The 21,825-nt window shown below is 55.8% G+C and carries 17 protein-coding genes; 10 read left to right on the plus strand and 7 right to left on the minus strand.

Annotated elements, in window-relative coordinates:
* Window positions 1-2: 2 nt before the first annotated feature.
* On the plus strand, window positions 3-2,216 hold the full coding sequence (locus tag ACR0DS_RS15120; protein ID WP_480484334.1) for a hybrid sensor histidine kinase/response regulator: 2,214 nt from the start codon (window positions 3-5) through the stop codon (window positions 2,214-2,216).
* A gap of 24 nt (window positions 2,217-2,240) precedes the next feature.
* Here the strand turns inward: ACR0DS_RS15120 and ACR0DS_RS15125 are convergent, their stop codons facing one another.
* On the minus strand, window positions 2,241-3,185 hold the full coding sequence (locus ACR0DS_RS15125; protein ID WP_480546684.1) for a LysR family transcriptional regulator: 945 nt from the start codon (window positions 3,183-3,185) through the stop codon (window positions 2,241-2,243).
* Window positions 3,186-3,314: 129 nt separating this feature from the next.
* Between ACR0DS_RS15125 and ACR0DS_RS15130 the strand changes: the two genes are divergently transcribed.
* From ACR0DS_RS15130 to ACR0DS_RS15155, 6 genes are all read left to right on the plus strand, one after another.
* Window positions 3,315-4,322, plus strand: coding sequence for a TAXI family TRAP transporter solute-binding subunit (locus ACR0DS_RS15130; RefSeq protein ID WP_480484336.1), 1,008 nt, complete (start codon window positions 3,315-3,317; stop codon window positions 4,320-4,322).
* Between the two features lie 80 nt (window positions 4,323-4,402).
* On the plus strand, window positions 4,403-6,616 hold the full coding sequence (locus tag ACR0DS_RS15135; RefSeq protein ID WP_480484337.1) for a TRAP transporter permease: 2,214 nt from the start codon (window positions 4,403-4,405) through the stop codon (window positions 6,614-6,616).
* A 1-nt stretch (window position 6,617) separates the two neighbouring features.
* The gene (locus ACR0DS_RS15140) at window positions 6,618-7,856 is read left to right on the plus strand and encodes an NAD(P)/FAD-dependent oxidoreductase (RefSeq protein ID WP_480488686.1); all 1,239 of its coding nucleotides are present in this window, start codon (window positions 6,618-6,620) and stop codon (window positions 7,854-7,856) included.
* Window positions 7,857-7,894: 38 nt separating this feature from the next.
* Window positions 7,895-8,635, plus strand: coding sequence for an aspartate/glutamate racemase family protein (locus tag ACR0DS_RS15145; protein WP_480484339.1), 741 nt, complete (start codon window positions 7,895-7,897; stop codon window positions 8,633-8,635).
* 135 nt (window positions 8,636-8,770) lie between these two features.
* Window positions 8,771-10,951, plus strand: coding sequence for a Tex family protein (locus tag ACR0DS_RS15150; protein WP_480616809.1), 2,181 nt, complete (start codon window positions 8,771-8,773; stop codon window positions 10,949-10,951).
* A gap of 279 nt (window positions 10,952-11,230) precedes the next feature.
* A complete protein-coding gene (locus tag ACR0DS_RS15155; protein ID WP_480484341.1) occupies window positions 11,231-12,427 on the plus strand; it encodes an acetate/propionate family kinase in 1,197 nt (398 codons plus the stop codon).
* On the opposite strand, the gene ACR0DS_RS15160 is transcribed toward ACR0DS_RS15155, so the two are convergent.
* The 5 genes from ACR0DS_RS15160 to ACR0DS_RS15180 form a co-directional block, all read right to left on the minus strand.
* A complete protein-coding gene (locus tag ACR0DS_RS15160; RefSeq protein WP_480484342.1) occupies window positions 12,424-13,191 on the minus strand; it encodes a citryl-CoA lyase in 768 nt (255 codons plus the stop codon). The genes ACR0DS_RS15155 and ACR0DS_RS15160 overlap by 4 nt on opposite strands.
* A complete protein-coding gene (locus tag ACR0DS_RS15165; protein WP_480484343.1) occupies window positions 13,188-14,372 on the minus strand; it encodes a CaiB/BaiF CoA transferase family protein in 1,185 nt (394 codons plus the stop codon). The genes ACR0DS_RS15160 and ACR0DS_RS15165 overlap by 4 nt, the downstream gene beginning before the upstream one ends.
* On the minus strand, window positions 14,365-15,876 hold the full coding sequence (locus ACR0DS_RS15170; protein WP_480494103.1) for a tripartite tricarboxylate transporter permease: 1,512 nt from the start codon (window positions 15,874-15,876) through the stop codon (window positions 14,365-14,367). The genes ACR0DS_RS15165 and ACR0DS_RS15170 overlap by 8 nt, the downstream gene beginning before the upstream one ends.
* Window position 15,877: 1 nt before the next feature.
* Window positions 15,878-16,360: a tripartite tricarboxylate transporter TctB family protein gene (locus ACR0DS_RS15175; RefSeq protein WP_480616811.1), complete on the minus strand. Its 483-nt coding sequence runs from the start codon at window positions 16,358-16,360 to the stop codon at window positions 15,878-15,880.
* A gap of 66 nt (window positions 16,361-16,426) precedes the next feature.
* Complete coding sequence (locus tag ACR0DS_RS15180; RefSeq protein WP_480616813.1) at window positions 16,427-17,407, minus strand: tripartite tricarboxylate transporter substrate binding protein; 981 nt, start codon at window positions 17,405-17,407, stop codon at window positions 16,427-16,429.
* Between the two features lie 108 nt (window positions 17,408-17,515).
* Between ACR0DS_RS15180 and ACR0DS_RS15185 the strand changes: the two genes are divergently transcribed.
* The 3 genes from ACR0DS_RS15185 to ACR0DS_RS15195 are packed head-to-tail and all read left to right on the plus strand — an operon-like array spanning window position 17,516 to window position 20,527.
* A complete protein-coding gene (locus ACR0DS_RS15185) occupies window positions 17,516-18,184 on the plus strand; it encodes a response regulator transcription factor (protein ID WP_267366073.1) in 669 nt (222 codons plus the stop codon).
* The gene (locus ACR0DS_RS15190; protein ID WP_480616825.1) at window positions 18,174-19,541 is read left to right on the plus strand and encodes a sensor histidine kinase; all 1,368 of its coding nucleotides are present in this window, start codon (window positions 18,174-18,176) and stop codon (window positions 19,539-19,541) included. Before ACR0DS_RS15185 ends, ACR0DS_RS15190 begins: the two co-directional genes overlap by 11 nt.
* Window positions 19,520-20,527, plus strand: coding sequence for an ABC transporter substrate-binding protein (locus tag ACR0DS_RS15195; protein WP_480484346.1), 1,008 nt, complete (start codon window positions 19,520-19,522; stop codon window positions 20,525-20,527). Before ACR0DS_RS15190 ends, ACR0DS_RS15195 begins: the two co-directional genes overlap by 22 nt.
* Window positions 20,528-20,535: 8 nt before the next feature.
* Here the strand turns inward: ACR0DS_RS15195 and ACR0DS_RS15200 are convergent, their stop codons facing one another.
* Complete coding sequence (locus tag ACR0DS_RS15200; protein WP_480484347.1) at window positions 20,536-21,810, minus strand: HlyD family type I secretion periplasmic adaptor subunit; 1,275 nt, start codon at window positions 21,808-21,810, stop codon at window positions 20,536-20,538.
* Between the last annotated feature and the right edge of the window lie 15 nt (window positions 21,811-21,825).

Genomic DNA, 21,825 nt, shown 5'->3' on the forward strand with positions numbered 1-21,825 from the left:
GTATGATCGAGCATCTTACTGACCCGTCGGACTCGGTTGACCGCCAGAACGAGAAACTTCGCAAGATCGCCGAAGCGCTGATGCGTCGGGTAGAAGAATCCACCGATGCGTCAGGCGCAGCTTATGCGCAGTTTCAGCGTGCGGCCGTGCTTGAACAAGAGGTCCGCGCCCGGACGAATGATCTGGAACGTGCCCTTGAATTGCTGAACGATTCCAATGCCAGATTGGCACAGGCGAACAAGGACACCGAAGCCGCACGCGCGGATCTGGCCAATGCAATCGAAACGGTGCAAGAGGGGTTTGCCCTTTTCAATCGCGACGAAAAACTGGTGCTGTGTAACAGCCGTTTTGGTCTGCATATGCCCGACATTCAGGAGCGGCTGAGCCCGGGATTGAGCTTTGCCGAATATGTCGAACTGGTCAGCCGATCAGGGTTTCTGTCCCTGCCTGAAACAATGACACCGACAGACTGGGCCAAAAGCCGCCTGGATCGGCACACGGACGATCATGTGGTGTTCAACGTCCGGCTTGTTGGCAATCGGTGGTCACAAGTGTCCGAACACCGCACGCCGGATGGCGGCACTGTTATTCTGCAAACCGATGTGACCGATATCATGCGGATCGAACGGCAGGAGCGTGACCGGATACTGGATGACAAGGCCAGGCTGATCCGCGCAACGCTTGAACATATTGAACAGGGCGTTTGCATTTTTGACAACAAACACCGTCTGATCGGGTGGAACAACCGCGCTAGCGAGTTGCTGGCCATTCCAATCGCACAGTTTCAGACGGGAACCCGGTTTGAATCGCTGTCCAATCGCCTTGGCGCGAACATCAGGTTCCAGAAGGGGGTAACAGAAGCCGATCTTCTGAACTGGGTGACGCGGCAAACCTATCGCCGTCCTCTGCAATTTCAGATGCACCGTGGAAGGTCGAAGATACTTTCTGTTTTTGCGCAGGAAATGCCCGACCGCGGTTTTGTGATATCCTTCACCGATGTAACCGCAGAACGAAAATCCGCCCAGGCCTTATATGAGGCCAAAGAATTGCTGGAACAGCGCGTAACATCGCGCACGATGGAACTGGCTGACGCTTTGAACGAGGCCGAGCGTGCAAACGCATCCAAGTCGCGATTTGTGGCAGCGGCCAGTCACGACCTGTTGCAACCTCTTTCTGCGGCAAAGCTTTATGTTGCATCGCTGGGCAGCGGCCTGGATAAAGACGACGCAAAGACCGTTGCAGGCAAGGCTGAAAGTGCGCTGAACAGCGTTGAACACATTCTGGAAGCGCTGCTGGATATCTCGAAGCTGGATTCAGGACGGGCCACCGCGCATTTGTCGACCATATCAGTGAGCACGCTGTTTTCGCAGATGGAAGACGCATTTCGCCCGGTGGCGCAGGCAAAAGGGCTTGAGCTGTCATTTGTTGACACGAACGCGCGTGTGACCAGCGACGCCAGCTATTTGCGTCGGATTTTGCAGAACCTGCTGTCGAACGCGATCAGGTATACCGAGACCGGAAAGGTTCTGGTCGGTGTGCGGCGTCGCAAAGGCGCAATTGCCTTGCAAGTCTGGGATACAGGTATCGGTATCGCGTTAGACCAAAGAGACATCGTCTTTCAGGAATTTCAGCGCCTGCATTCTGATGCCAGCGCGGCAGAGGGTATGGGATTGGGCCTTGCAATCGTGGAGCGCGCCTGTGGGCTGTTGCAACATCCAATCCAGCTGTTTTCCGAAGTAGGCAAAGGCACTGGATTCTCGGTCGAAGTGCCGTTGGCGCGGGAAGAGCAGACCACATCTAGCAGCGCCCCTGCGGCCCACGATCCGGGCTCCAAGGTACTTGGTAACACGGTCGTATTGTTGATTGAGAATGATGAAAACCTTCGTAGTGCACTGACCATGACCATCGAATCCTGGGGGGTCGAGGTTTTGGAGAGCGAAAGCGAAGACGAAGCAATCAATCTTCTTCGTGAAATTGACATTTTGCCCGATGCAATAGTTGCCGATTTTCAGTTGAACCACGATAGAACCGGTGTCGACGCCATACATGCCCTGACGAACGAATTTGGACCTCTGCCCGGCTGCGTTATTTCGGCCAACCGATCACCTGAACTGGCCAGGCGCTGCAAGCGCGCCAATCTGCCTTTGCTCTACAAACCGCTTGATGCGCAACTTTTGCGGTCAACGCTGGAGTCATCAATTGAACAACGCAACTGAGCAGCACTGGAAACGTGTATGTTTTCAGGCGATTTCTGTCTGTGGGTTGGCACCTGTTCGATGTAGCATCGACAAAACCTCTGCCTTCCAGCCGGCTTTGATCTGCAACGCTAGCTGAGACGGAGGCCGGTGGTTCGGTGACAGGATCGCATATTCATACCTCAACGGTTCACTGAAGGGCAAAAACACGACACGGTCGTTTGAAATGTTCAACTCCCGCTCGGTAACGACTGTCAACGGATCGACAATCGTGCAGCATTGGCCCGATCCGACAAAAGGGATAAGCGGCAGAAAATATTGGCAGGTCACGGTTGGCGTATAATTCGCCGAGACCATCTGAAACGCTTGTCGCACTTTTTCCTGAAACGGATGCGTGTCATGCAGCCCGCCCATTGGAACTCCGTCAAGATCGGATATCGTAACGGCGCTTTCTTTCGCCAGAGGGTTGTCTCTGTCCAGCGCGCAAAAACAGTCGCCGCTTATGATCTCGGCTGAGAACTGTGGTTGCTTACCTGTCGGATGCTCAAAATCCGCAAACCCGAAATCGATGTTCTGAGTACCCGCCAGTTCCATAATCTGCGGAGAGCTGCGGGTTGAAAGTGTGATTTGTATATCGGGGTTTCCACCAACTGAACGGCTGATGAAATTCGGAAAGGCAAAAGTGGAAGGGCCTGGCATCGCTGCAATATTCAAGCTACCGGAACTCCCTTTAAGAAGTCCGTGCATCGTACTGGAAATCGTAGATAATCTGTCCAGAATACCAGTGGTTTCCGACAATAGGTAGTGTGCTTCCGGTACTGGAATCAAACGGCGCCCTCTTCGTTCGAACAGGATCAGCCCCAAACTTTTTTCTAGGTTCTTGAGCGCAAGGCTGATGGCCGGCTGTGTCCGGTTCAGTTTTTTTGCGGTTTGAGAGATAGAGCCGCTTTCCATCACCTCACGAAAAACAGTCAATTGAGTAAGGTTCATTCCACATCCATAAGCCAAACTTCAGTTTAGTTAAATATAACAAATTTGTATTTATGGTAAATCTCCATAGGCTGATTGGATCAGAGTTCGGACAAACCGAATCCAATGATCCAAAACTGGGAGTTTACGATGAGACTGATGAAATGCCTGACAGGTCTGGCTTTGGCAGGCGCTATGGCCGCGCCTGCACTTGCACAGGACCCAACTTTTTTCCGTATTGGCACCGGTGGTGCAGGCGGCACTTATTTTCCGATTGGCGGAACCATCGCAAATGGGATCTCGGCCCCTCCGGGCTCGCGCCCCTGCGAAGAGGGTGGTCAGTGCGGCGTACCCGGCCTGATCGCGATTGCACAATCAACAACTGCGTCAGTCTTTAACAACGCGGCAGTGGAGAATGGCGAGCTTGAGGCCGGTCTGGCCGCCGCTGATGTCACCCGTTCGATGTATCTGGGCGAAGGCAAGTTCGAAGGCAAGCCGCATCCCAAGCTGCGCATTGTGGCAAACCTGTTCCCAGAGGATCTGCATCTGGTTCTGCCCGCAGGTCAGACCATTGGTGACCTGAGCGATCTCAAAGGCAAGCGCGTGGGTATCGCACAGGCGGGTTCAGGCACACAGGTGGCCGTGCTGCAGATGCTGGATGCATGGGGCGTGAACCGCGATAACATGGACGAAGCAGAGCTGAACAACAGTCAGAGCGCCGAGCGTCTGGCCGATGGGCAGCTGGACGCGTATTTCTACGCAGCTGGCTGGCCGGTCGCCGCTATGGTGCAGTTGTCATCGACCAAAGGTATGAACCTGCACTCGTTCAGTGACGAAGACCTTGCTAAGATCAACGAGATCATTCCGGCCTATATCCCTTCCGCCATACCGGGCGGTGTGTATGAAGGGATTGACACCGAAACCAAGACCCCAGCGGTCAGCGCTATGCTGGTTGTGTCGTCGGATCTGTCCGAAGAACTGGTCTATCAGCTGACCAAAGCACTGTGGAACGACAACACCCGAAAACTGCTGGACAACGGTCACGCCAAAGGCAAGCAGATCACAGCTGACACAGCTTTGGACGGAGTCGAAGCACTGGGTGTCCCCCTGCATCCTGGTGCAGAGAAGTTCTACAAAGAAGCAGGCCTTCTGCAGTAATCGAACCTCATTGAAGCCTGTCGTCGGTGCCCCTGTGCGGGGCACCGCACTCTCCTTACACGCGCAATCAGAGGGCCATCATGTCCGAGACCGAAACACGCGATGACCACGACCTGACAGCCGAAGAACTGGCAGCCATCGAAGAACAGTTCGACGAAGGCGCCGCAGTACGTCAGGTTACACCGAACACGGCCAAGGTTCTGCGGGTTGTTGCCCTGTTATTCGCGTCCTATGAATTCTTCACCGCAGGTTTCGGCTTGCCGGCGGACCACTGGCACATGGGCATTTATCTGGCCCTGTTGTTCATACTGGTTTACGCGACCATTCCGATTGTCGGGGCTAAAAACCTATATGCGCTCAAAATCAGCAGGTTTCGTATTGGGAACGTCCCGCTTTATGACCTGGTATTCATGGCATTTGGCATCGTTGCGGCGCTTTACGTTGGATTTGCCTGGCGCGGTATTCCCTTTCTCGGGATCGAGGAACAGACTTTTCGTATGGGTAATCCCAACAATTACGATGTCTTTCTTGGCGTGGTTATCATTCTGCTGGTACTTGACATCGCCCGTCGCACGCTGGGTTGGGTGCTGCCGCTGATTATCTGCGTATTCATCTCTTACGCTCTGCTTGGTCCTTATTTTCCCGGTTTGTTGCAGCATCCCGGTGTAAATTTCAAAACCTTCGTGTCGTCGATGTACTTTCCGCAGGAAGGCATCTATGGCGTCACGCTTTGGGTCGTTTCGACCATAGTCTTCCATTTCGTTTTGTTTGGTGTGATCGCGCAGCGCACCGGGTTGGGACAGTTGTTTATCGACAATGCCACCATTCTGGCGGGTCGCTATACAGGTGGCCCGGCCAAGGTATCGGTCGTTTCATCGGCATTCTTTGGAACGATCTCGGGGTCTTCAGTCGCCAACACGGTTTCAACCGGAGCGCTAACCATCCCGAACATGAAACGCCTGGGTTATCCGGGCCATTTCGCGGGCGGGGTCGAGGCCGCTTCCTCGGCGGGCGGCCAGATCACCCCGCCCATCATGGGAGCCGCGGCCTTTATCATGGCCGAGTTCCTGGAGGTGCCTTACACCACTATTGTCATTGCGGCGATCTTCCCGGCGCTTCTGCACTACGTGGGTGTCTTTGCAGTTGTGCATCTGATGGCGCGCAAGCTGAACCTGAAGGGTCTGACGAAAGAGCAATTACCGCAGCTTAAAGCTGTCTGGGCTGAAGGTTGGGCCAATATCGTGCCCCTGATTGGCCTGCTGGTGGTGCTGTTTACCGGTTACACGCCATTCATGTCGGCCTTCTGCGGCATATCGCTGGCGGTGATCGCGGGTATGTCGCGTATCAAGCAGCCACCAACGCTGATTTACGCGGCGGCGTTTCTGGCCTTTGTGTTGTGGAAATTCTCGGATGGCGGGTTCGACCTGACAATGACCGCGATACTCTGCGCGCTGTCTGTGACAGCCACACTGAACCCACAAAAACGTATCGAAGTGCCCGAGATGCTGGCTGCTGTCGAACTGGGCGTAAAATACTCGCTGGCGGTGGGTGCCGCTGCCGCCGCTGTCGGTATTGTTGTGGGTGTGATCAACACCACCGGTATCGGCTTTCGTATCGGATTTATGGTCACGCAAGGGGCAGGCAATCTGGCGGCGGATCTTTATAATATGATCTCGTTCGGCAGCTTCCAGCTGTTTGCAATCGAAGACCTGCAACTGTTCATCTCACTGATCTTCATCGCTGTCGTCTGCATCTTGATGGGGGCGGGTATTCCGACCACCGCGCTTTACATCATGCTGGTTTCTGTCGCGCAGCCCGCGCTGGCTCAGTTGGGTGTTCCGCCCATCGCAAGCCACCTGTTCGTGCTTTACTACGGTGTGGTATCCGAAATTACACCTCCGGTCTGTACCTCGGCTTATGCGGCAGCTGCGATCGCCAACTCAAATCCGTTCCGCACCGGGCTGTCCGCGTTTACGCTCGGGTTGGGCAAGGTGATAGCGCCGATGGCATTCGTCTATGCGCCGGTTTTGTTGTTCGTGTCTTCCACTGGGTTTGATTTTTGGGAATTCACATATACTGCGACAAGCTGCATAGCGGGGGTCATCGCTCTGTCCGCGGCGGTCGTCGGCTATTGGCTGCAACCGCTCAACGTATTGTCTCGTATTCTGATTGCCTTTGCCGGGATCATCTTCGTGGCACCCACGTTAACGGCAGACCTGATCGCGCTGGCAGTGGCGTCACCCGTGATCGTTGCGCAGTTGATCGCCCGCACCCGAACTCAAGCAACGGCCTGACATGTCTGAACGTGTTACCATAATCGGCGCCGGGATCGTCGGCATCTGCTGCGCGCTGTCATTGCAGGAACGTGGCAAAACCGTGCGGTTGATTGACCGGGGAGAGCCCGGGCAGGAGACCTCATTCGGTAATGCTGGTGTCGTCTCGCCATGGTCAGTGATCCCCCAAGCGGTTCCCGGTATCTGGAAGGCAATCCCCCGGATGCTGCTGGACCCCAAAAGCGCCTTGTCCGTCAGGGCCTCGTTCTGGCCGAGGATGGTCCCTTGGGGCCTGAGGTTTTTGAAAGCATCTGATGAACGATCGGTCCGCCGAATCTCGGATGCGATGGAGCTTCTTTGCAGACCGTCGATAGAGTTGTATCGACGTCATTTGCAGAACACTGGTTATGAAGACCTGATTGTCGATTCCAACTACATCCATGCTTTCCGACACCCGAATCAAGCTGACCTGAAGGCGCTGGGATATCTGATCCGACAGGAGAAAGGTGGGCAACTCGAGAGGATCGACGGCCCAGAGTTGCGCCGAATTGAACCCGCTCTATCCGAGGATTTCGAAGCAGCGATCCTTATCAAAGGTCAGGCACGGATTACATCACCCGGTCAGATTGGCGCGGTTCTGGCTGAAAAAGCGCGCCAACAAGGCGCTGAGTTTATTCGGGCCGAAGTTCGAAAACTGAACCGTACCGACGAGGGGCGGTGGCATCTGACAACCCAGACCGATACGCTTCAGGCTGATACAGTCATATTGGCTGCAGGTGTGTGGTCTGCCGAGCTTTTGAAACCTTTGGGTCTGTCTGTGCCGCTGGCTGCTGAACGCGGGTACCATGTTCAGTTCCCCGCACCTTTGGCGAGCCTTCAGAATTCGGTCATGGATGTGGATGCCAAAGTGGTTGCCAGTTCGATGCAGGGCGGGCTGCGTGTGGCAGGCACCGCCGAGTTTGCGCGTGTAGATGCCCCGCCCGATCCACGAAAACAGGCGTTACTGACGCGACAAGCCAAGGCAATGATACCGGATCTTAATACCGCCGACACGCAATTCTGGATGGGGCGCCGCCCATCGTTTCCAGACAGCTTGCCTGCCATCGGGCCGATTGACGGACATCAGGGATTGTTCAGCGCTTTCGGTCATTCCCACTATGGCCTGATGATGGCGCCTAAAACCGGAGAGCTTGTGGCCGATCTGGTAGCTGGACAGCGTCTGAACATCAGTCTGGACCCATTTGCCTTGTCGCGGTTTTAAAACACGCGAAGCGACTTCTCGAGAAGGATCACAACGTCATGCCGATCTACCCAGGTGGACAGAATATCTGCGGGGCATCCATCGGAGTTTTGTGCCTGGAAAGCTATTTCCCCAAACCTCCGGGCCATATCAAAAACCCATCGAGTCTTCCGTTCCCGGTGCTGTATGAGATGATTGAAGGCGTCACAGTACCAAAGCTGCTGAACAACCCGACACCAGAGTTGCTGGAGCCCTTCATCAAAGGCGCGCAGAGGCTTGAATCCGAAGGTGTGCGGGCCATCACTGGCAGTTGCGGGTTTCTTGCATTGTTCCAGAAAGAGCTGGCCGAAGCCGTGTCCGTGCCCGTTTTTGCCTCAAGCCTGATTCAGGTGCCGCTGGCTTATTACATGACCGGTGCCAGTGCACCGGTAGGAGTGATAACCGCCGATTCCTCGGCGCTGACGCAACGCCATTTCGATGGGGTTGGGGCAGGAGATATCCCCGTAGCTGTGCAGGGTCTTGAGAACACGACCGAGTTCGCCGAAGTCATCCTGCGCAATACGCGCACCCGAATGGATACCGATCTAATTGAGGCTGAAGTTCTGAATGCTGTACGCAAACTGAAACGCGATACACCGGAAATCCGTTCGCTGGTACTGGAATGCACCGATCTACCGCCTTACGCGGCCTCAATTCAGAAGGAATTGAGCCTGCCGGTTTATGATCTGGTGACCTTGGCACATATGGCCCATTCGGTAAGCACGCGTAGCCCGTATCGCGGACTTATGCCGTGGGTTTGATGTGGACACTGCCTGGCGTGCTGACTTGATGAACAGCCAAACTGAAACGGCCTGACTGCGGAGTGAACCAAGGGTCTTCCCCTTGCCGAAACGGCTGGTTAAGAAGTTCTTCCACCGTCGCTTCAGGAGGCACCATTGGACCGTATCGCCCGCACTATCGCCACCGAGATTAAGGCACGTTCCGAGCAGGTCGGTGCCGCGATCAAGCTATTGGACGAAGGAGCAACCGTGCCTTTTGTCGCCCGATACCGGAAAGAAGCAACCGGAGGATTGGACGACACCCAATTGCGCCTGCTGTCTGAGCGGCTGGCTTATCTGCGCGAGCTTGAAGCGCGGCGTGAAACCATTCTGAACTCGATCAAGGATCAGGGCAAACTGACCGACGATCTGAGTAAATCCATTGCGCGCGCGGAAACCAAAGCGCAGTTGGAAGACATTTATCTGCCGTATAAGCCAAAACGGCGCACCAAGGCGATGATTGCACGCGAAAATGGGCTTGAACCTTTGGTTGACGCTATTCTGGCGGACCGCAACTGCGACCCTGAAATATTAGCCGCGGCGTACCTCACCGAGGCGGTAACAACGACCCGGGATGCTTTGAACGGTGCGCGGGATATTTTGACCGAGCGGTTGACAGAAAACGCCGCTCTGCTGGGCGAATTGCGCAGTTTCATGCAGCACGAGGCTCTGCTCAGCGCAAAGGTCATAGAAGGCAAGGAAAAGGACGGCGCCAAGTTCAGTGACTACTTTGACCATTCCGAATTGTGGGTGGACGTGCCGTCACATCGGGCATTGGCGATGCTGCGGGCATCCAAAGAGGGCATCGTCACGCTGGATATCGCGCCTGAACCGGAGTTTGGTGCCGCGCGGGCCGAGACGATTGTCGCCGCCCATCTACAGACACGTGGCACTGGGCTAGCAGACGTGTGGTTGCGCAAAGTCGCGGGCTGGACTTGGCGGGTGAAACTTTCGCTGTCCATGATGGTCGAACTGATGGCTGACCTGCGCAGCCGGGCGCAGGACGAAGCCATTCAGGTCTTCTCGCGAAACCTCAAGGATCTGCTGTTTGCCGCACCGGCAGGTGCCAAGGCGACCTTGGGCCTGGATCCGGGCATTCGTACGGGCGTAAAGGCTGCTGTTGTTGATGCAACCGGCAAGGTTGTCGCCACCGACACCTTGTACCCGTTTCAGCCGAAGAATGATCTGCGAGGTGCACAGGCCAGTATCCTCAATCTGATATCAGCTCATCGGATCGAACTGATCGCAATCGGGAACGGGACGGCCAGCCGTGAAACCGAAAGATTGGTTGCAGACACTCTTGCACTTCTACCCAAGACGGTGAAAGCACCAACAAAAGTTGTGGTGTCAGAAGCTGGCGCTTCGGTCTATTCCGCATCTGAACTGGCTGCGCGCGAATTTCCGGATCTGGATGTCTCGCTACGTGGAGCGGTCTCGATTGCGCGCCGATTGCAGGACCCTTTGGCCGAGCTGGTTAAAATCGAACCGAAATCCATCGGTGTTGGCCAGTATCAGCATGATGTGGATCAGCATCGCCTGTCACAGTCGCTGGATTCCGCGATCGAGGATGTGGTGAATGCTGTCGGGGTTGATCTGAACACCGCATCTGCCCCTTTGCTGTCACGCGTGTCTGGTCTGGGTCCGGCGCAGGCCGAAGCGATTGTCACCCACCGTGATCTGAATGGGCCCTTCCTATCGCGGAAGGATTTGCTGTCAGTCGCCCGCCTTGGACCACGTGCGTTCGAACAATGCGCCGGTTTCCTGCGCATCAGGGACGGTTCCGAGCCTTTAGATGCGTCTTCAGTGCACCCTGAAGCCTATGACATTGCGCGCCGGGTCGTTGCCGCCTGCGGTCGCGACATCCGAAACATCATGGGCCATGATGGCGCGTTAAAGGGGTTGCGGGCGGAACAATTTGTAACTCAGGATTTCGGCCTGCCGACAGTTCGGGACATCTTTGCCGAACTGGAAAAGCCCGGTCGCGACCCCCGCCCCAGTTTCGTCACCGCATCTTTCACCGAAGGCATCGAAGAAATCACCGATCTGAAGCCCGGAATGGTTTTGGAAGGCACAGTCACCAACGTCGCCGCCTTCGGCGCTTTTGTGGATATCGGCGTGCATCAGGATGGGCTGGTTCATGTCAGCCAGCTGGCGGACCGGTTTGTCAAAGATCCGCATGACGTGGTTAAAACCGGGCAGGTGGTTAAAGTACGTGTCGTCGATGTTGATGTCGCGAGAAAGCGCATTGGGTTGACCATGCGAAAACAAGGGGGTGGAGGAAACCGTCGCGGAGGATGAAGTGAACTGTGCTTCGGAACCCGTGTTTGACAGCGTCAGCTTAGTGCCTTGCACGTGTTCCAATCCATGATTACGACTAGGTTGGCAGGAATGAAGGTGTTGTTGGCACCCCGGAAAAATTGGGCTGAACGATCTTTTCTTCCATGGAGATTTGCAAAAACCGGGGTTCGTAGCGGTTGGCTGGCTCGTAGTCTTGGGTAATGTCTTAAACTCAACCTTGTACCAGAGCGGATCAGTAAACCTTAGGAACTTCACCTTTTCGCAAACCAGAGGATATGCATGACACATGTCGTGACACTGAATGCCGGATCGTCTTCGATGAAGTTCGGCCTGTTCGAACTGACAGAAGACGATCCAGTCATGGTGTGCACCGGTGTGGTCGAACGGATCGGTGAGCCTGAGCCAATCGTCAAGGCGCGGTCATCTGGCGGTGGAGTTCTGGCGAATGGCACGGCAGGAGATATTCACGATCACGCCGCCGCCCTGGACTGGGTACTGAACCTGTTGTCACGGGCCTTCCCCAGTTGCGAGGTCACCGCGGTTGGGCATCGTATTGTTCACGGCGGACCTGAGATCGATACGCCTTTGCCGTTGACCGCCGCTGCTTTGGAGGAGTTGGACAAGCTCTCTCCGTATGCACCTCTGCACCAGCCGCACAACCTGGCTGGCGTCAAGGCAGCTATGGAACGTTTTCCGAATGCCGCCCAGATTGCCTGTTTCGACACGGCCTTTCATCGCAACCACCCCTGGGAGAACGACGTATTCGCCCTGCCGCGCGAGTATTACGACAAAGGCGTCCGACGCTATGGTTTTCACGGGCTTAGTTATGAATACATCTCAGACCATTTGGCCAAAACCGCGCCGCTTTTGCACGCGGGGCGGGTTGTGGTTGCGCATCTGGGCAACGGTGCGTCGATGTGTGCCATGATCGGGGGGCGATCCGTCGGTTCGACCATGGGGTTTTCGTCGTTGGACGGTCTGCCGATGGGATCCCGTTGCGGTCAGCTTGATCCCGGTGTTTTGTTGTATCTGATGGATCAGGAAGGGTTGAGCGCCTCAGAGATTTCCGACCTTCTGTTTCGCAAATCAGGGTTGCTGGGTCTTTCGGGACTTTCAAGCGACATGCGCACTCTTGAAAAAGCAGATACCCGCGAAAGCCGACAGGCCATTAGCTATTTCACGTTCCGCATCCGCCGCGAACTTGGGGCAATGGCCGCAATATTGGGCGGTATTGATGCCTTGATCTTCACAGGTGGTATCGGAGAAAACTCGCGTCTTGTACGTGATAGGGTATGTTCTGGAATGGGGTGGCTGGGGATTGAACTGGATCCCGATGCCAACGCGGACAATGATCGGATCATCTCGACAGACCTGTCCCGAGTGGTCGCCATGGTTATCCCGACAAATGAAGAGCTGGTTATTGCCCGTGCGGCCGCCGATCTGTTGGCAAATCGGTCCCATCGGAAAAGCGCTTAACCCGGCTGATACGTCCAGCGATACGAGGGTGGGGTAGGCCCTTTGTTGCGACCACCTTGCTGCATCTGCTCCCAGGCATGTGCCAGAATACCTACTGATCGGGACAGGCAGAAAAGGCCGCGCGCCAATGGTGGCGCAAACCCAAGCTCGGCATAAATAACTGCGGTTGCGCCATCGATGTTCATCGGGACGGGTTTACCCTTACGCCGCGCAAGTTCTGCCTCGATTTGCTGCGCAATTCGCATGAATTGCCCATCGCAAGCACGGGTTTTCACCGCTTCGGCGACCAAATCCATCAGGCGCGGCGCGCGGGGGTCTGTGGGCGTGTGAAACCTGTGTCCAAAACCCGGAAGTATCTTTCCGTGGCTTTCGATCCACGCATCGATTGCCTGCGCCAAAGTGCCAGGGTAATGGCCCATAAAGTGGTAGAGTTCCACGGCCTGCTCGCCAGCCCCTCCATGAATGTCGCCCAACATGTTCACAGCGCTCGCCATCGCGTTGTTGAGAGGCAGGCCACAGGTAACCGCCATGCGCGCGGTTGCAATCGACGGTGCCTGAGGACCGTGGTCGACTGCCGCGACCAGCGCGGCTTCGAACAATTGGGCCTGCGCTTTTGATGGGCGGTCGCCGCGTACCATGAACCAGATCATCTCCGCAAAACCAAGGCGTCCGATCAGGTTTTGAATCGGCTCCCCGCGCAGGTCTATCCGGCCAGGTTCCATATCGATGATGGATGTTGCCCACCAATCTGACACATCGCTCATATGATCCCCTCTCTGCTCAGCGCGTCGACTTCCGCGTCGGTCAATCCGATTTCGGACCACACCGCCTTGTTGTCGGCCCCAAGTTTTGGTGGCGCGATTTGCGGCATTCGCCGGGCGCCATTCATTACGACGGGACTGCCTGCAAGTTGCATTTGTTCGCCGTGAACCAACAAAGAGCCAATCAGACCGCGATCGGAAAGTTGCGGGTCTGCAAGGGCCTCGGGCACGGTCAGAACTTGTCCTGTCGGTACCCCCAATGCGTTTAATTCACTCACCCACTCGGCCGCGGCCTTCGTCTTTAGGGTGCGTTCCAGTTCTGTACGTAAGGCGTGGCGGTTTGTTTTGCGATCTTCACGCGTTGCGTAGTCGGGGTTGTTCAGCAGGTCATCCCGCCCGAGACAGCGGGCAAGTGCCTGCCATTGCTCGTCCCGATTGGCCGCGATGTTGATCGGGTTGTCCCGCGTGGCAAATGTACCTGAGGGGGCCGAGGTTGTGTTCTCATTCCCATGCGCTCCGGGCGTTACGCCACCCACCAGATAATTTGAAACAACCCAACCCATCGTCGAAATCACGGCTTCGGACATCGCAACATCCAGATAGGTGCCGCGTGGGTTGGCGTTCAATGCCGCCGCGACTGCAAAGGCGGCCGTCATCCCCCCGACCGTGTCCGCCAACGGATAACCGACGCGATACGGTGCCGTGTCGGGGGCTCCGGTGATTGACATCACGCCGCTGATACCCTGCACAATCTGGTCATAAGCCGGATCGCCGCGCCGGGGGCCATCCTGCCCGAACCCGCTGATGGCGCAATAGATCAGGTTGGGATTGGAGTTGCGCAAAATTTCATACCCTAGACCAAGACGATCCATTACTCCGGGCCGGAAGTTTTCCACCAGAACATCAGCTGACTGGACAAGGCGTTTCAACAGCGCCTTGCCCTTTTCCGATTTCATGTCCAGCGTGACAGACTTTTTCCCGGCGTTCTGCGCCAGAAAACTGATCCCCATCCCCGCCTTGTTTCTGGCGGGATCTGCACCCAGAACGCGAGCAAGGTCGCCACCATCGGGGCGTTCGACCTTGATCACGTCGGCACCCATCAATGCCAGTTGGTAGCAGCAATACGGACCCGCGAGGACATTGGTCAGATCGAGAACCCGTATTCCCGCCAGCGGGTCAGTCACCTTCGGCAACCCCTTCCGCCCGGGCCTGGGCACGGCGCGCGCGGTAGCTGGGTAGGAGCACCAGAAGCGCCGCAATAACCAGCAGACCCAGCGTCATCGGGCGTTCCCAGATAAAGGCGATACCATCGTACAACTGCATGGACCGTGAGAAGTTGTCTTCCATCATACCGCCGAGGATGAAACCGATCAGAAGTGGTGCCAGTGGGTAATCAGCAAATTTCAACGCCGTTGCGCATACCCCAAAACCCACCAGTATCAGCAGTTCGGTTGCATTGTTCTGTCCGATATAGGCCCCCATCAGAGTAAAGAACAAAATAAAGGGAATCAGATAGTTACGCGGCACCGAGAGAACTTTGGCAATATAGGGGATCAGCGGCAGATTCAGGATCAGAAGCACCAGATTGCCAATGAACATGGACATGATGACCGCCCAAAAGATCTGCGGTTCGTCCAGCATAAGGCGTGGCCCCGGTGTCACATTCAGGGCAATCAATGCCCCAAGCAGGATTGCCGTCGTTCCCGATCCGGGAATGCCCAGGGTCAGCAGCGGCACGAACGAGCCGGTACAGGCGGCGTTGTTCGCCGTTTCAGGCGCGGCCAGCCCTTTGATCGACCCTTTGCCGAATTCGTCCTGCTCGGCCTTTGGGGCGATGTTACGCTCAACCGCATAGCCCAGAAAACTGGCAATCGTTGCGCCTGCACCGGGCAGAACGCCGATGAAAAACCCTTGGATAGACTGGCGACCAATCACCGGAGCAATGGCTTTGGCTTCCTCCCTGCTTATGCGCAGGTCCTTGATTTCACCTTCTTCGCCCTTAAGGTCCTTGGGTTTGAGAACAAGAAACAGCGCCTCGGGTAACGCGAACATGGCCATTGCAAGTGTGATAAAGCCAAAGCCCGACTGCAAATCCATGATGCCCATGGTGAAACGAGGCATATTGAACAGTACGCCTTCGCCAACAGTGGCCATGATCAATCCAAGGATTGTCATTATGATAGCCTTGGCAACCTGACCTGTTCCCGCAAAGGCGGCAATGGCCGACAAGCCGACAACCATCAGCGCGAAATACTCGGCTGAATGGAAAAGCAACGCGACAGAAGACAGGGCAGGGGCGAAGATCATCAAAAGCAACGCGCCGAACGTGCCACCTGCAAAGCTCGCGATTGCGGCAATGGTCAGGGCTTTGCCCGCTTTGCCCTGACGTGCCATCGGGTAGCCGTCAAAGCTGGAGGCGACGGTACCCGCGACCCCCGGCGCATTCAGCAGAATAGAAGAGGTCGAACCACCAAAAATGGCGCCATAATACACACCGGCCAGCAAGATCAGCGCGGCGGACGGATCGCCCATGGAAATTGCCACCGGGATCATGATGGCGATGATCGACATCGGGCCCAGACCCGGCAGCATTCCGATGAATGTGCCAATCAGACAGCCCGCGACGACCATCAGCAGATTTTGCAGTGAGAATGCCGTTTGCAGGCCTATCAGAAGTCCTTCAAGCATGTCAGCCTCCGAAAATGCCGGGCAAAGGGCGCATGTAAATGCCAAGGACTTCCTGAACCAGATACCAGACCGTACCAGTGGCGACCAGGGCGACGGGCAGCATGATATGCCATTTTCGTTCACCCAGGATAAAAGACCCAAAGATCAGGAAGGCCGAAGTTGAGATCAGGAACCCGACGGGACGCAGGCACAACGCGTAGACAACCATCAGAACCAGCAGCATGATCGCCTGACCAAGATGGTAATCGCCCAACCGCCGGTAATCGATTTCAGGTTCGCTGGGTTCAGCTTTTTCGAAACCCAGCAGAATGATCGTGGCCGTGATTATCCCCAGAATAGACAGCACTTTGGGGAAAGTGCTTGGCCATATGGGGTTTCTTTGCATGAAAGGGGGAAGACTACTGTCCATCGTGAACCAAGCGGCGTAGCCATATGTTAAACAAACACCCAGAAGAATGAGCGCGATCCAGCGATCCAGCGCCATGAGACCCCCTCCTTTTTTTCGTCGTCAGGGATGGCAGAGCGGGTTACCGCTCTGCCCAAATTGTATTCAGAGGAAGCCCAGCTTCTTCATCAGATCACCGATCTGTTGTTCCTGCTGCTCAAGAAATGACCGGAAATCATCGCCCGAGTTGTGGATGTTCACCCAACCGTTGCGTGCACGAACCTCTTCCCATTCCGGGGTGTCGTACATCTTGGCAATCGCGGCCTGGTAGGCTGCGAGCTTGTCCTCGGGCAGACCCGGGGCCGCAAAGAAGCCACGCCAGTTCACAAAGGTGGTGTCGATGCCCTGTTCTTTCATGGTCATCGCGTCTGGGGCGGCCTCTACGCGATCTGCCGATGTGACGCCGATGATTTTGACTTCACCTGCATTGGCCAGATCGACGGCTTCAGAGAAACCTGTAGACAGCGCTGCGATCTCACCGGACAGAAGGGCAGCCATGGCTTTGCCACCCGCATCATATGGAATGTACTTCACGCCAAGCGCATCTTTTCCGGCCGCTTCCATCACCATGGCTGCGACCAGGTGGTCCATACCACCAGGAACCGAGCCACCGCCGATGGCCGTGTTGCCCGGGTCGGTGTCGAAGGCTGCCAGCAGATCACTCATAGAGTTGATGGGGCTGTCTTTGCCGACAACAATGGCTGCGTAATCACCGATCGTACCCGACACCAGCGTCAGGTCGCGGAAGTTGTGAGGGAACACGCCAGTCAACGAACGGATCACGATTGGCGTGGAGTTTACCATCAATGTCCCGTGGTTGCTGTCGGCGTTTTCAATCAGATAGCCGATGGCTTTGCCGCCACCACCGCCTGACATGTTTTCATAAGACGCGGTGCCCACAAGACCGGCGTTCGTCAGCGCTTCGCCGGTGCCGCGGGCGGTACCGTCCCAACCACCACCGGCGCCGCCGGGGATCAGAAAGTGGATGCTGTCCACTACCTGGTCTTCAGCCAGAACAGGTCCTGCAAGACCTACTGCAGCTACAGCTGCGATAAGGGCGCGACGGCCCAGTGCGAATGTTGTCATGATGTCCTCCCATTTGACAACGGGCCGCATGGCGGCTCAGATTGGGAAGAACAAAAACACACCAACCTGACATCAACCTGTCACGCGCGAGAATAGTATAAAAGCCCGATGAAATTTCTGCTTGTCGAAGACAATCTAGACCTCGCAAACGCAATCAGTTCCCGCATGAGGTTAGACGGGCATGTGGTTGATAACGCGTCTACATTAGGTGATGCAACTGCCTTCGTTGAAACTCAGGAATACGATCTGATCCTGCTGGATATCATGCTGCCGGATGGGGACGGTCGCGATTTCCTCAAGCGGCATCGCGCGAGCCATTTGGACACGCCGGTGATCGTTTTGACGGCCCGCAGTCAGGTTTCGGATCGAATCGGCTCGCTTGATCTTGGTGCTGACGATTATGTCACCAAACCGTTTGATCATGCCGAGCTGGAAGCGCGCTGCCGCGCAGTTCTGCGTCGCAAATCCGGGAATACGAAGACAACGATAGAAGTCGGCGGCATCGTATTCGATCCCCTGGCTGGCCATCTGACCGTGGGTGACGAGACCGTATCGCTGCGCAATCGTGAACTGCGCCTGTTGGAATTGTTCATCAGCGCACCTGGTCAGGTTTTTTCGAAGCAAAAACTAACGGACCGGCTGTTTTCTTATGATGATGATGTCTCTGATAACGCGATCGAAGTTTATGTGGGCCGTTTGCGCAAGCATCTGGAACCCTCGGACCTGAAGATCACCACGCTTCGTGGGTTGGGATACAGACTTGACCATGCCTCCTGATCCCAATGTGTCAGGATCGCTGCGGAACAGGCTGGTTCTGACACTGATCGGCGGCGCGGCCATACTTGCGTTCCTGCTGTTTGTCGCAGTCCGAAACTATGCTGCGCAGGTCGCGCAACAGGGGCAAGACAACATACTTGGTGCATCAGTGGCCTCAATCCTCGATGCGGCCGCTTTGCGGGAAGGGGAGTTGGAGGTTGATATCCCATATGCCGCCTTCGCGATGCTAAGCACCCCTGCGGACGACCGGATCTTCTATTCTATTTTTCAGGACGGCACGTTTCTTTCCGGCTACGAAGATCTTCCCCCGTCCATCGGGCAGCGCGAAGGAAGGTCACTTTTTCAGTTCAGCAAGATCCGGGGTGAAACCATTCGTCAGGTCAGCGCCAGCCGGACTTTGGTGGGATTGGACAAACAAACCGAACTGGTGGTCGCGCTGGGGCAGACACAAGACGCGTTGGCCGAAACTCTGGACCAGATTTCGCGCAATGCAGCGATTCTGGGCGTAGGGTTCTTTGCCCTTGCTGCCGCTCTTTCCTTCTGGGCGACGTCCTCGACCATCGGGCAGTTGAATAGATTGACAACCTCTGTCACCCGCCGTGGGCCGCAGGATCTTAGCCCGTTCAAAAAGCCGGTACCCCGCGAAATGGCCCCGTTGGTTGCTTCACTGAACTCATTGATGGGTCGGCTTGATCAGTCACTCAGCCAGTCAGAAGACTTTATTGCCGAGGCGGCCCACCGTGTTCGCACCCCTCTTGCTACGGTCAGGTCCTATGCTGACGCCACTTTGCAAAGGGTTGAAAAAGAAGAAAACCGCGAGGCGCTGCGCTCGATGGTGCGCGCCATTGACGAAAGCTCTCGTGCAGCCGGACAGCTGTTGGATCATGCGATGATCACGTTCCGGGCTGACCACCTTGAGCGGGAAGACATTGACCTGAACGCTTTGGTCAGTGACCTTGTGCAGCGCCTGACACCAATTGCCGAGATGAAGGACTTGTCGTTGTCGCTTTGTGGCGACCCACAGGTCATGTATTCAGGTGACCCCATCCTCATTCAAAACGCCGTGCGCAACATGATTGACAACGCACTTAAATATGCTCCGGCCGACAGTTCTGTTCGCATCGAAGTCACGTCGGAGCCATGGGCTCAAATCCGGGTAAAAGACCGTGGCCCGGGGTTTCCCTTAAACGAAATTGACACTCTCACGCGTCGGTTTGAACGGGGTAAGAACGCAAGTGGTACCATTGGGTCCGGTTTGGGCCTGACCATCGCGCAGGACGTTGCAACAGCGCATGGTGGAGCGCTTGCCTTGTCCAACAGACAGGGAGGCGGCGCATGCGTTACATTATCGCTTTAGTCTTCCTTTGGTTTCCCGCTGTCACACAGGCGCAAGTCTGGGAGGATCGGCAAGTATTCAACGCCGAAGCAGACGAGGCACATATTCGGGTCATCTCAAGCACCGATACGTTTTTGTTTGAGCCTATGATTTCCAGCTTTATCAAGGAAAACCCTGACATTTCTGTCGAGTATTTGGTGACGGGTACTGCCGACATCGATCGGATCGTGCGCACCGCACCGGAAGATTTCGATATTGTCATTTCCAGCGCCATGGACCTGCAACTGAAACTGGCCAATGACGGTTATGGACGCGTGATTGATGACATATCGCTGCCATCCTGGGCGCAGTGGCATCGCAGTCTTTTCGCCTTCACGTTCGAGCCCGCGACCATCGTGATCAACCGTGCCGCCTTTTCCGGCGCGCCTGTCCCAGAGACTCGACAGCAACTGATTGAAGCTCTTCGAATGCGACCGGACAGCTTTCGGGGCCGGGTGGGAACTTATGACATCCGTCAGTCCGGTCTAGGGTATCTGTTTGCGACGCAGGATGCCCGTGCGTCAGAAACGTTCTGGCGCCTGATGGAAGTCATGGGCGGGTTGGATGTGCGTCTGTACTGCTGTTCCGGCGACATGATTGATGATCTTGTTAAAGGTGAGATCGCCGTAGCCTATAATGTACTTGGCAGCTATGCGGATGCGCGCGCCGGGCACAAGGATACGCTTGAGGTTATCCTGCCGTCGGATTTTCAGACGACCATGATGCGCACGGTGATGGTTCTTGAAGGTACACCCGTACCCGAATTTGCCGCGTCTTTTGTTCGTCACCTTGTATCAAAGCAATCCACGCAGTCAGGTGGGGGCCACACCCTCCCGCCTTTGGCACCTTTTGACACGGACGAAGAACGTGAAACGATTGGGCTTGATCCAGCGCTGATGACGTTTTTGGACAGATTAAAACGCCGCCGTTTTCTGGCCGAATGGGAAAGCGCAGTTATCCAGAGATAGCCCTGCCGTCATTCCCTAAATGCACGATTGAAGTAATCGGCCATCGGCTTGACCAGATAGGACAACGGGGTGCGTTCATCGGTTTTGATCAGTGTCTCAACAGGCATACCCGGCAAAAGCTCCTGACCGTTGAGACGGTCCAGCTCGCCATCATTCATAACCACTTCGGCGCGATAGAATGTAAAGCCGGACTTTTCATCCGTGAATGTATCGGCTGACACGTTTTTGACCTGCCCGTCCAATTCAGGCGTTTCACGCTGATTGAAGGCCGGAAACCGCAGGGCGACAGGTTGACCCACATGCAGCTGATCCACATGGATCGCGTCAACGCGCGCGGCGACAAGCAATGGCGTATCCTGTGGAACAACATACATCATGGGTTCACCCGGCTGAACGACAGACTGAAGGGCAAAGACCTGACTTCCATATACTGTTCCGCTGACCGGTGCGCGGATGTCCAATCGTGTCAGCCGCTCGGACAGGGACAGTCGGCGTTCCGATAGTTCAGCAACTTGCGCCTGTACGTCCCGCAACGTGGTAATTGCCTCTTCCCGGCGGGTTGCAGACAGTTCAACGATCTGGATCTCGGTTGATGCGATCTGCCCTTTGAGGCGGGCGACAGCAGCTTCCAGTCGGCCTATTTCACCTGTCAGGCTGGCTTCTTCCCGTTGCAGGGCCAGTACACGACTGGTTTGCGTCAATCCTCGTTTCAACAGGCTTTGCTGGTCTTCCAGCTCATCCTCGATCAATTCAACCTGACGGCGCAGCGAAACGAGTTGGGCCTGCGTGCCTTCAATCTCGCTCTCGATCTGAACCAGCTGCTTGTTCAGCTGTTCTTGCTGTTTGGATAGGGTTTCCACCCGGGCGTCGAACAGGTTTTGCTGACCTTCGATCAGGTCCAGATCAATGCTGTATTCCGTCTGAACCTCGTGCAACTGCGCCGCCAACTCTTGCGACGAAAGCCCGTCGCGTTCGGCCTGAAGCCGGACACGCCGTGTCAGAAGCTCAAAAAGCTGCGCTTCCACAATCGTCTGTTCGGACGATAGGAAAGTATCATCCAGCCGCAACAGCATCTCGCCCGAGGCGACCACATCACCATCGCGTACAAATATTTCGCCAACAACGCCGCCATCGGGGTGTTCTACCACCTGACGGTTGCTTTGTACCTCGATCACGCCTGAGGATACGATCGCACCTGCGAGGCGCGTCTTCACTGCCCAAAGACCCAATCCGCCAACCAAAATGGCAAGTGCGGCGAATCCCACCAGGGCGGGAATTCTCATACTCCAGGCCTGCGC

This window comes from Ruegeria sp. AF5 (assembly GCF_056541905.1).

Bases quoted from the DNA above. Each gene is read 5' to 3' on its own strand.
- ACR0DS_RS15120 (WP_480484334.1), top strand. From the start codon at position 3: ATGATCGAGCATCTTACTGACCCGTCGGACTCGGTTGACCGCCAGAAC.
- ACR0DS_RS15125 (WP_480546684.1), bottom strand. From the start codon at position 3,185: ATGAACCTTACTCAATTGACTGTTTTTCGTGAGGTGATGGAAAGCGGC.
- ACR0DS_RS15130 (WP_480484336.1), top strand. From the start codon at position 3,315: ATGAGACTGATGAAATGCCTGACAGGTCTGGCTTTGGCAGGCGCTATG.
- ACR0DS_RS15135 (WP_480484337.1), top strand. From the start codon at position 4,403: ATGTCCGAGACCGAAACACGCGATGACCACGACCTGACAGCCGAAGAA.
- ACR0DS_RS15140 (WP_480488686.1), top strand. From the start codon at position 6,618: ATGTCTGAACGTGTTACCATAATCGGCGCCGGGATCGTCGGCATCTGC.
- ACR0DS_RS15145 (WP_480484339.1), top strand. From the start codon at position 7,895: ATGCCGATCTACCCAGGTGGACAGAATATCTGCGGGGCATCCATCGGA.
- ACR0DS_RS15155 (WP_480484341.1), top strand. From the start codon at position 11,231: ATGACACATGTCGTGACACTGAATGCCGGATCGTCTTCGATGAAGTTC.
- ACR0DS_RS15160 (WP_480484342.1), bottom strand. From the start codon at position 13,191: ATGAGCGATGTGTCAGATTGGTGGGCAACATCCATCATCGATATGGAA.
- ACR0DS_RS15170 (WP_480494103.1), bottom strand. From the start codon at position 15,876: ATGCTTGAAGGACTTCTGATAGGCCTGCAAACGGCATTCTCACTGCAA.
- ACR0DS_RS15175 (WP_480616811.1), bottom strand. From the start codon at position 16,360: ATGGCGCTGGATCGCTGGATCGCGCTCATTCTTCTGGGTGTTTGTTTA.
- ACR0DS_RS15180 (WP_480616813.1), bottom strand. From the start codon at position 17,407: ATGACAACATTCGCACTGGGCCGTCGCGCCCTTATCGCAGCTGTAGCT.
- ACR0DS_RS15185 (WP_267366073.1), top strand. From the start codon at position 17,516: ATGAAATTTCTGCTTGTCGAAGACAATCTAGACCTCGCAAACGCAATC.
- ACR0DS_RS15190 (WP_480616825.1), top strand. From the start codon at position 18,174: ATGCCTCCTGATCCCAATGTGTCAGGATCGCTGCGGAACAGGCTGGTT.
- ACR0DS_RS15195 (WP_480484346.1), top strand. From the start codon at position 19,520: ATGCGTTACATTATCGCTTTAGTCTTCCTTTGGTTTCCCGCTGTCACA.
- ACR0DS_RS15200 (WP_480484347.1), bottom strand. From the start codon at position 21,810: ATGAGAATTCCCGCCCTGGTGGGATTCGCCGCACTTGCCATTTTGGTT.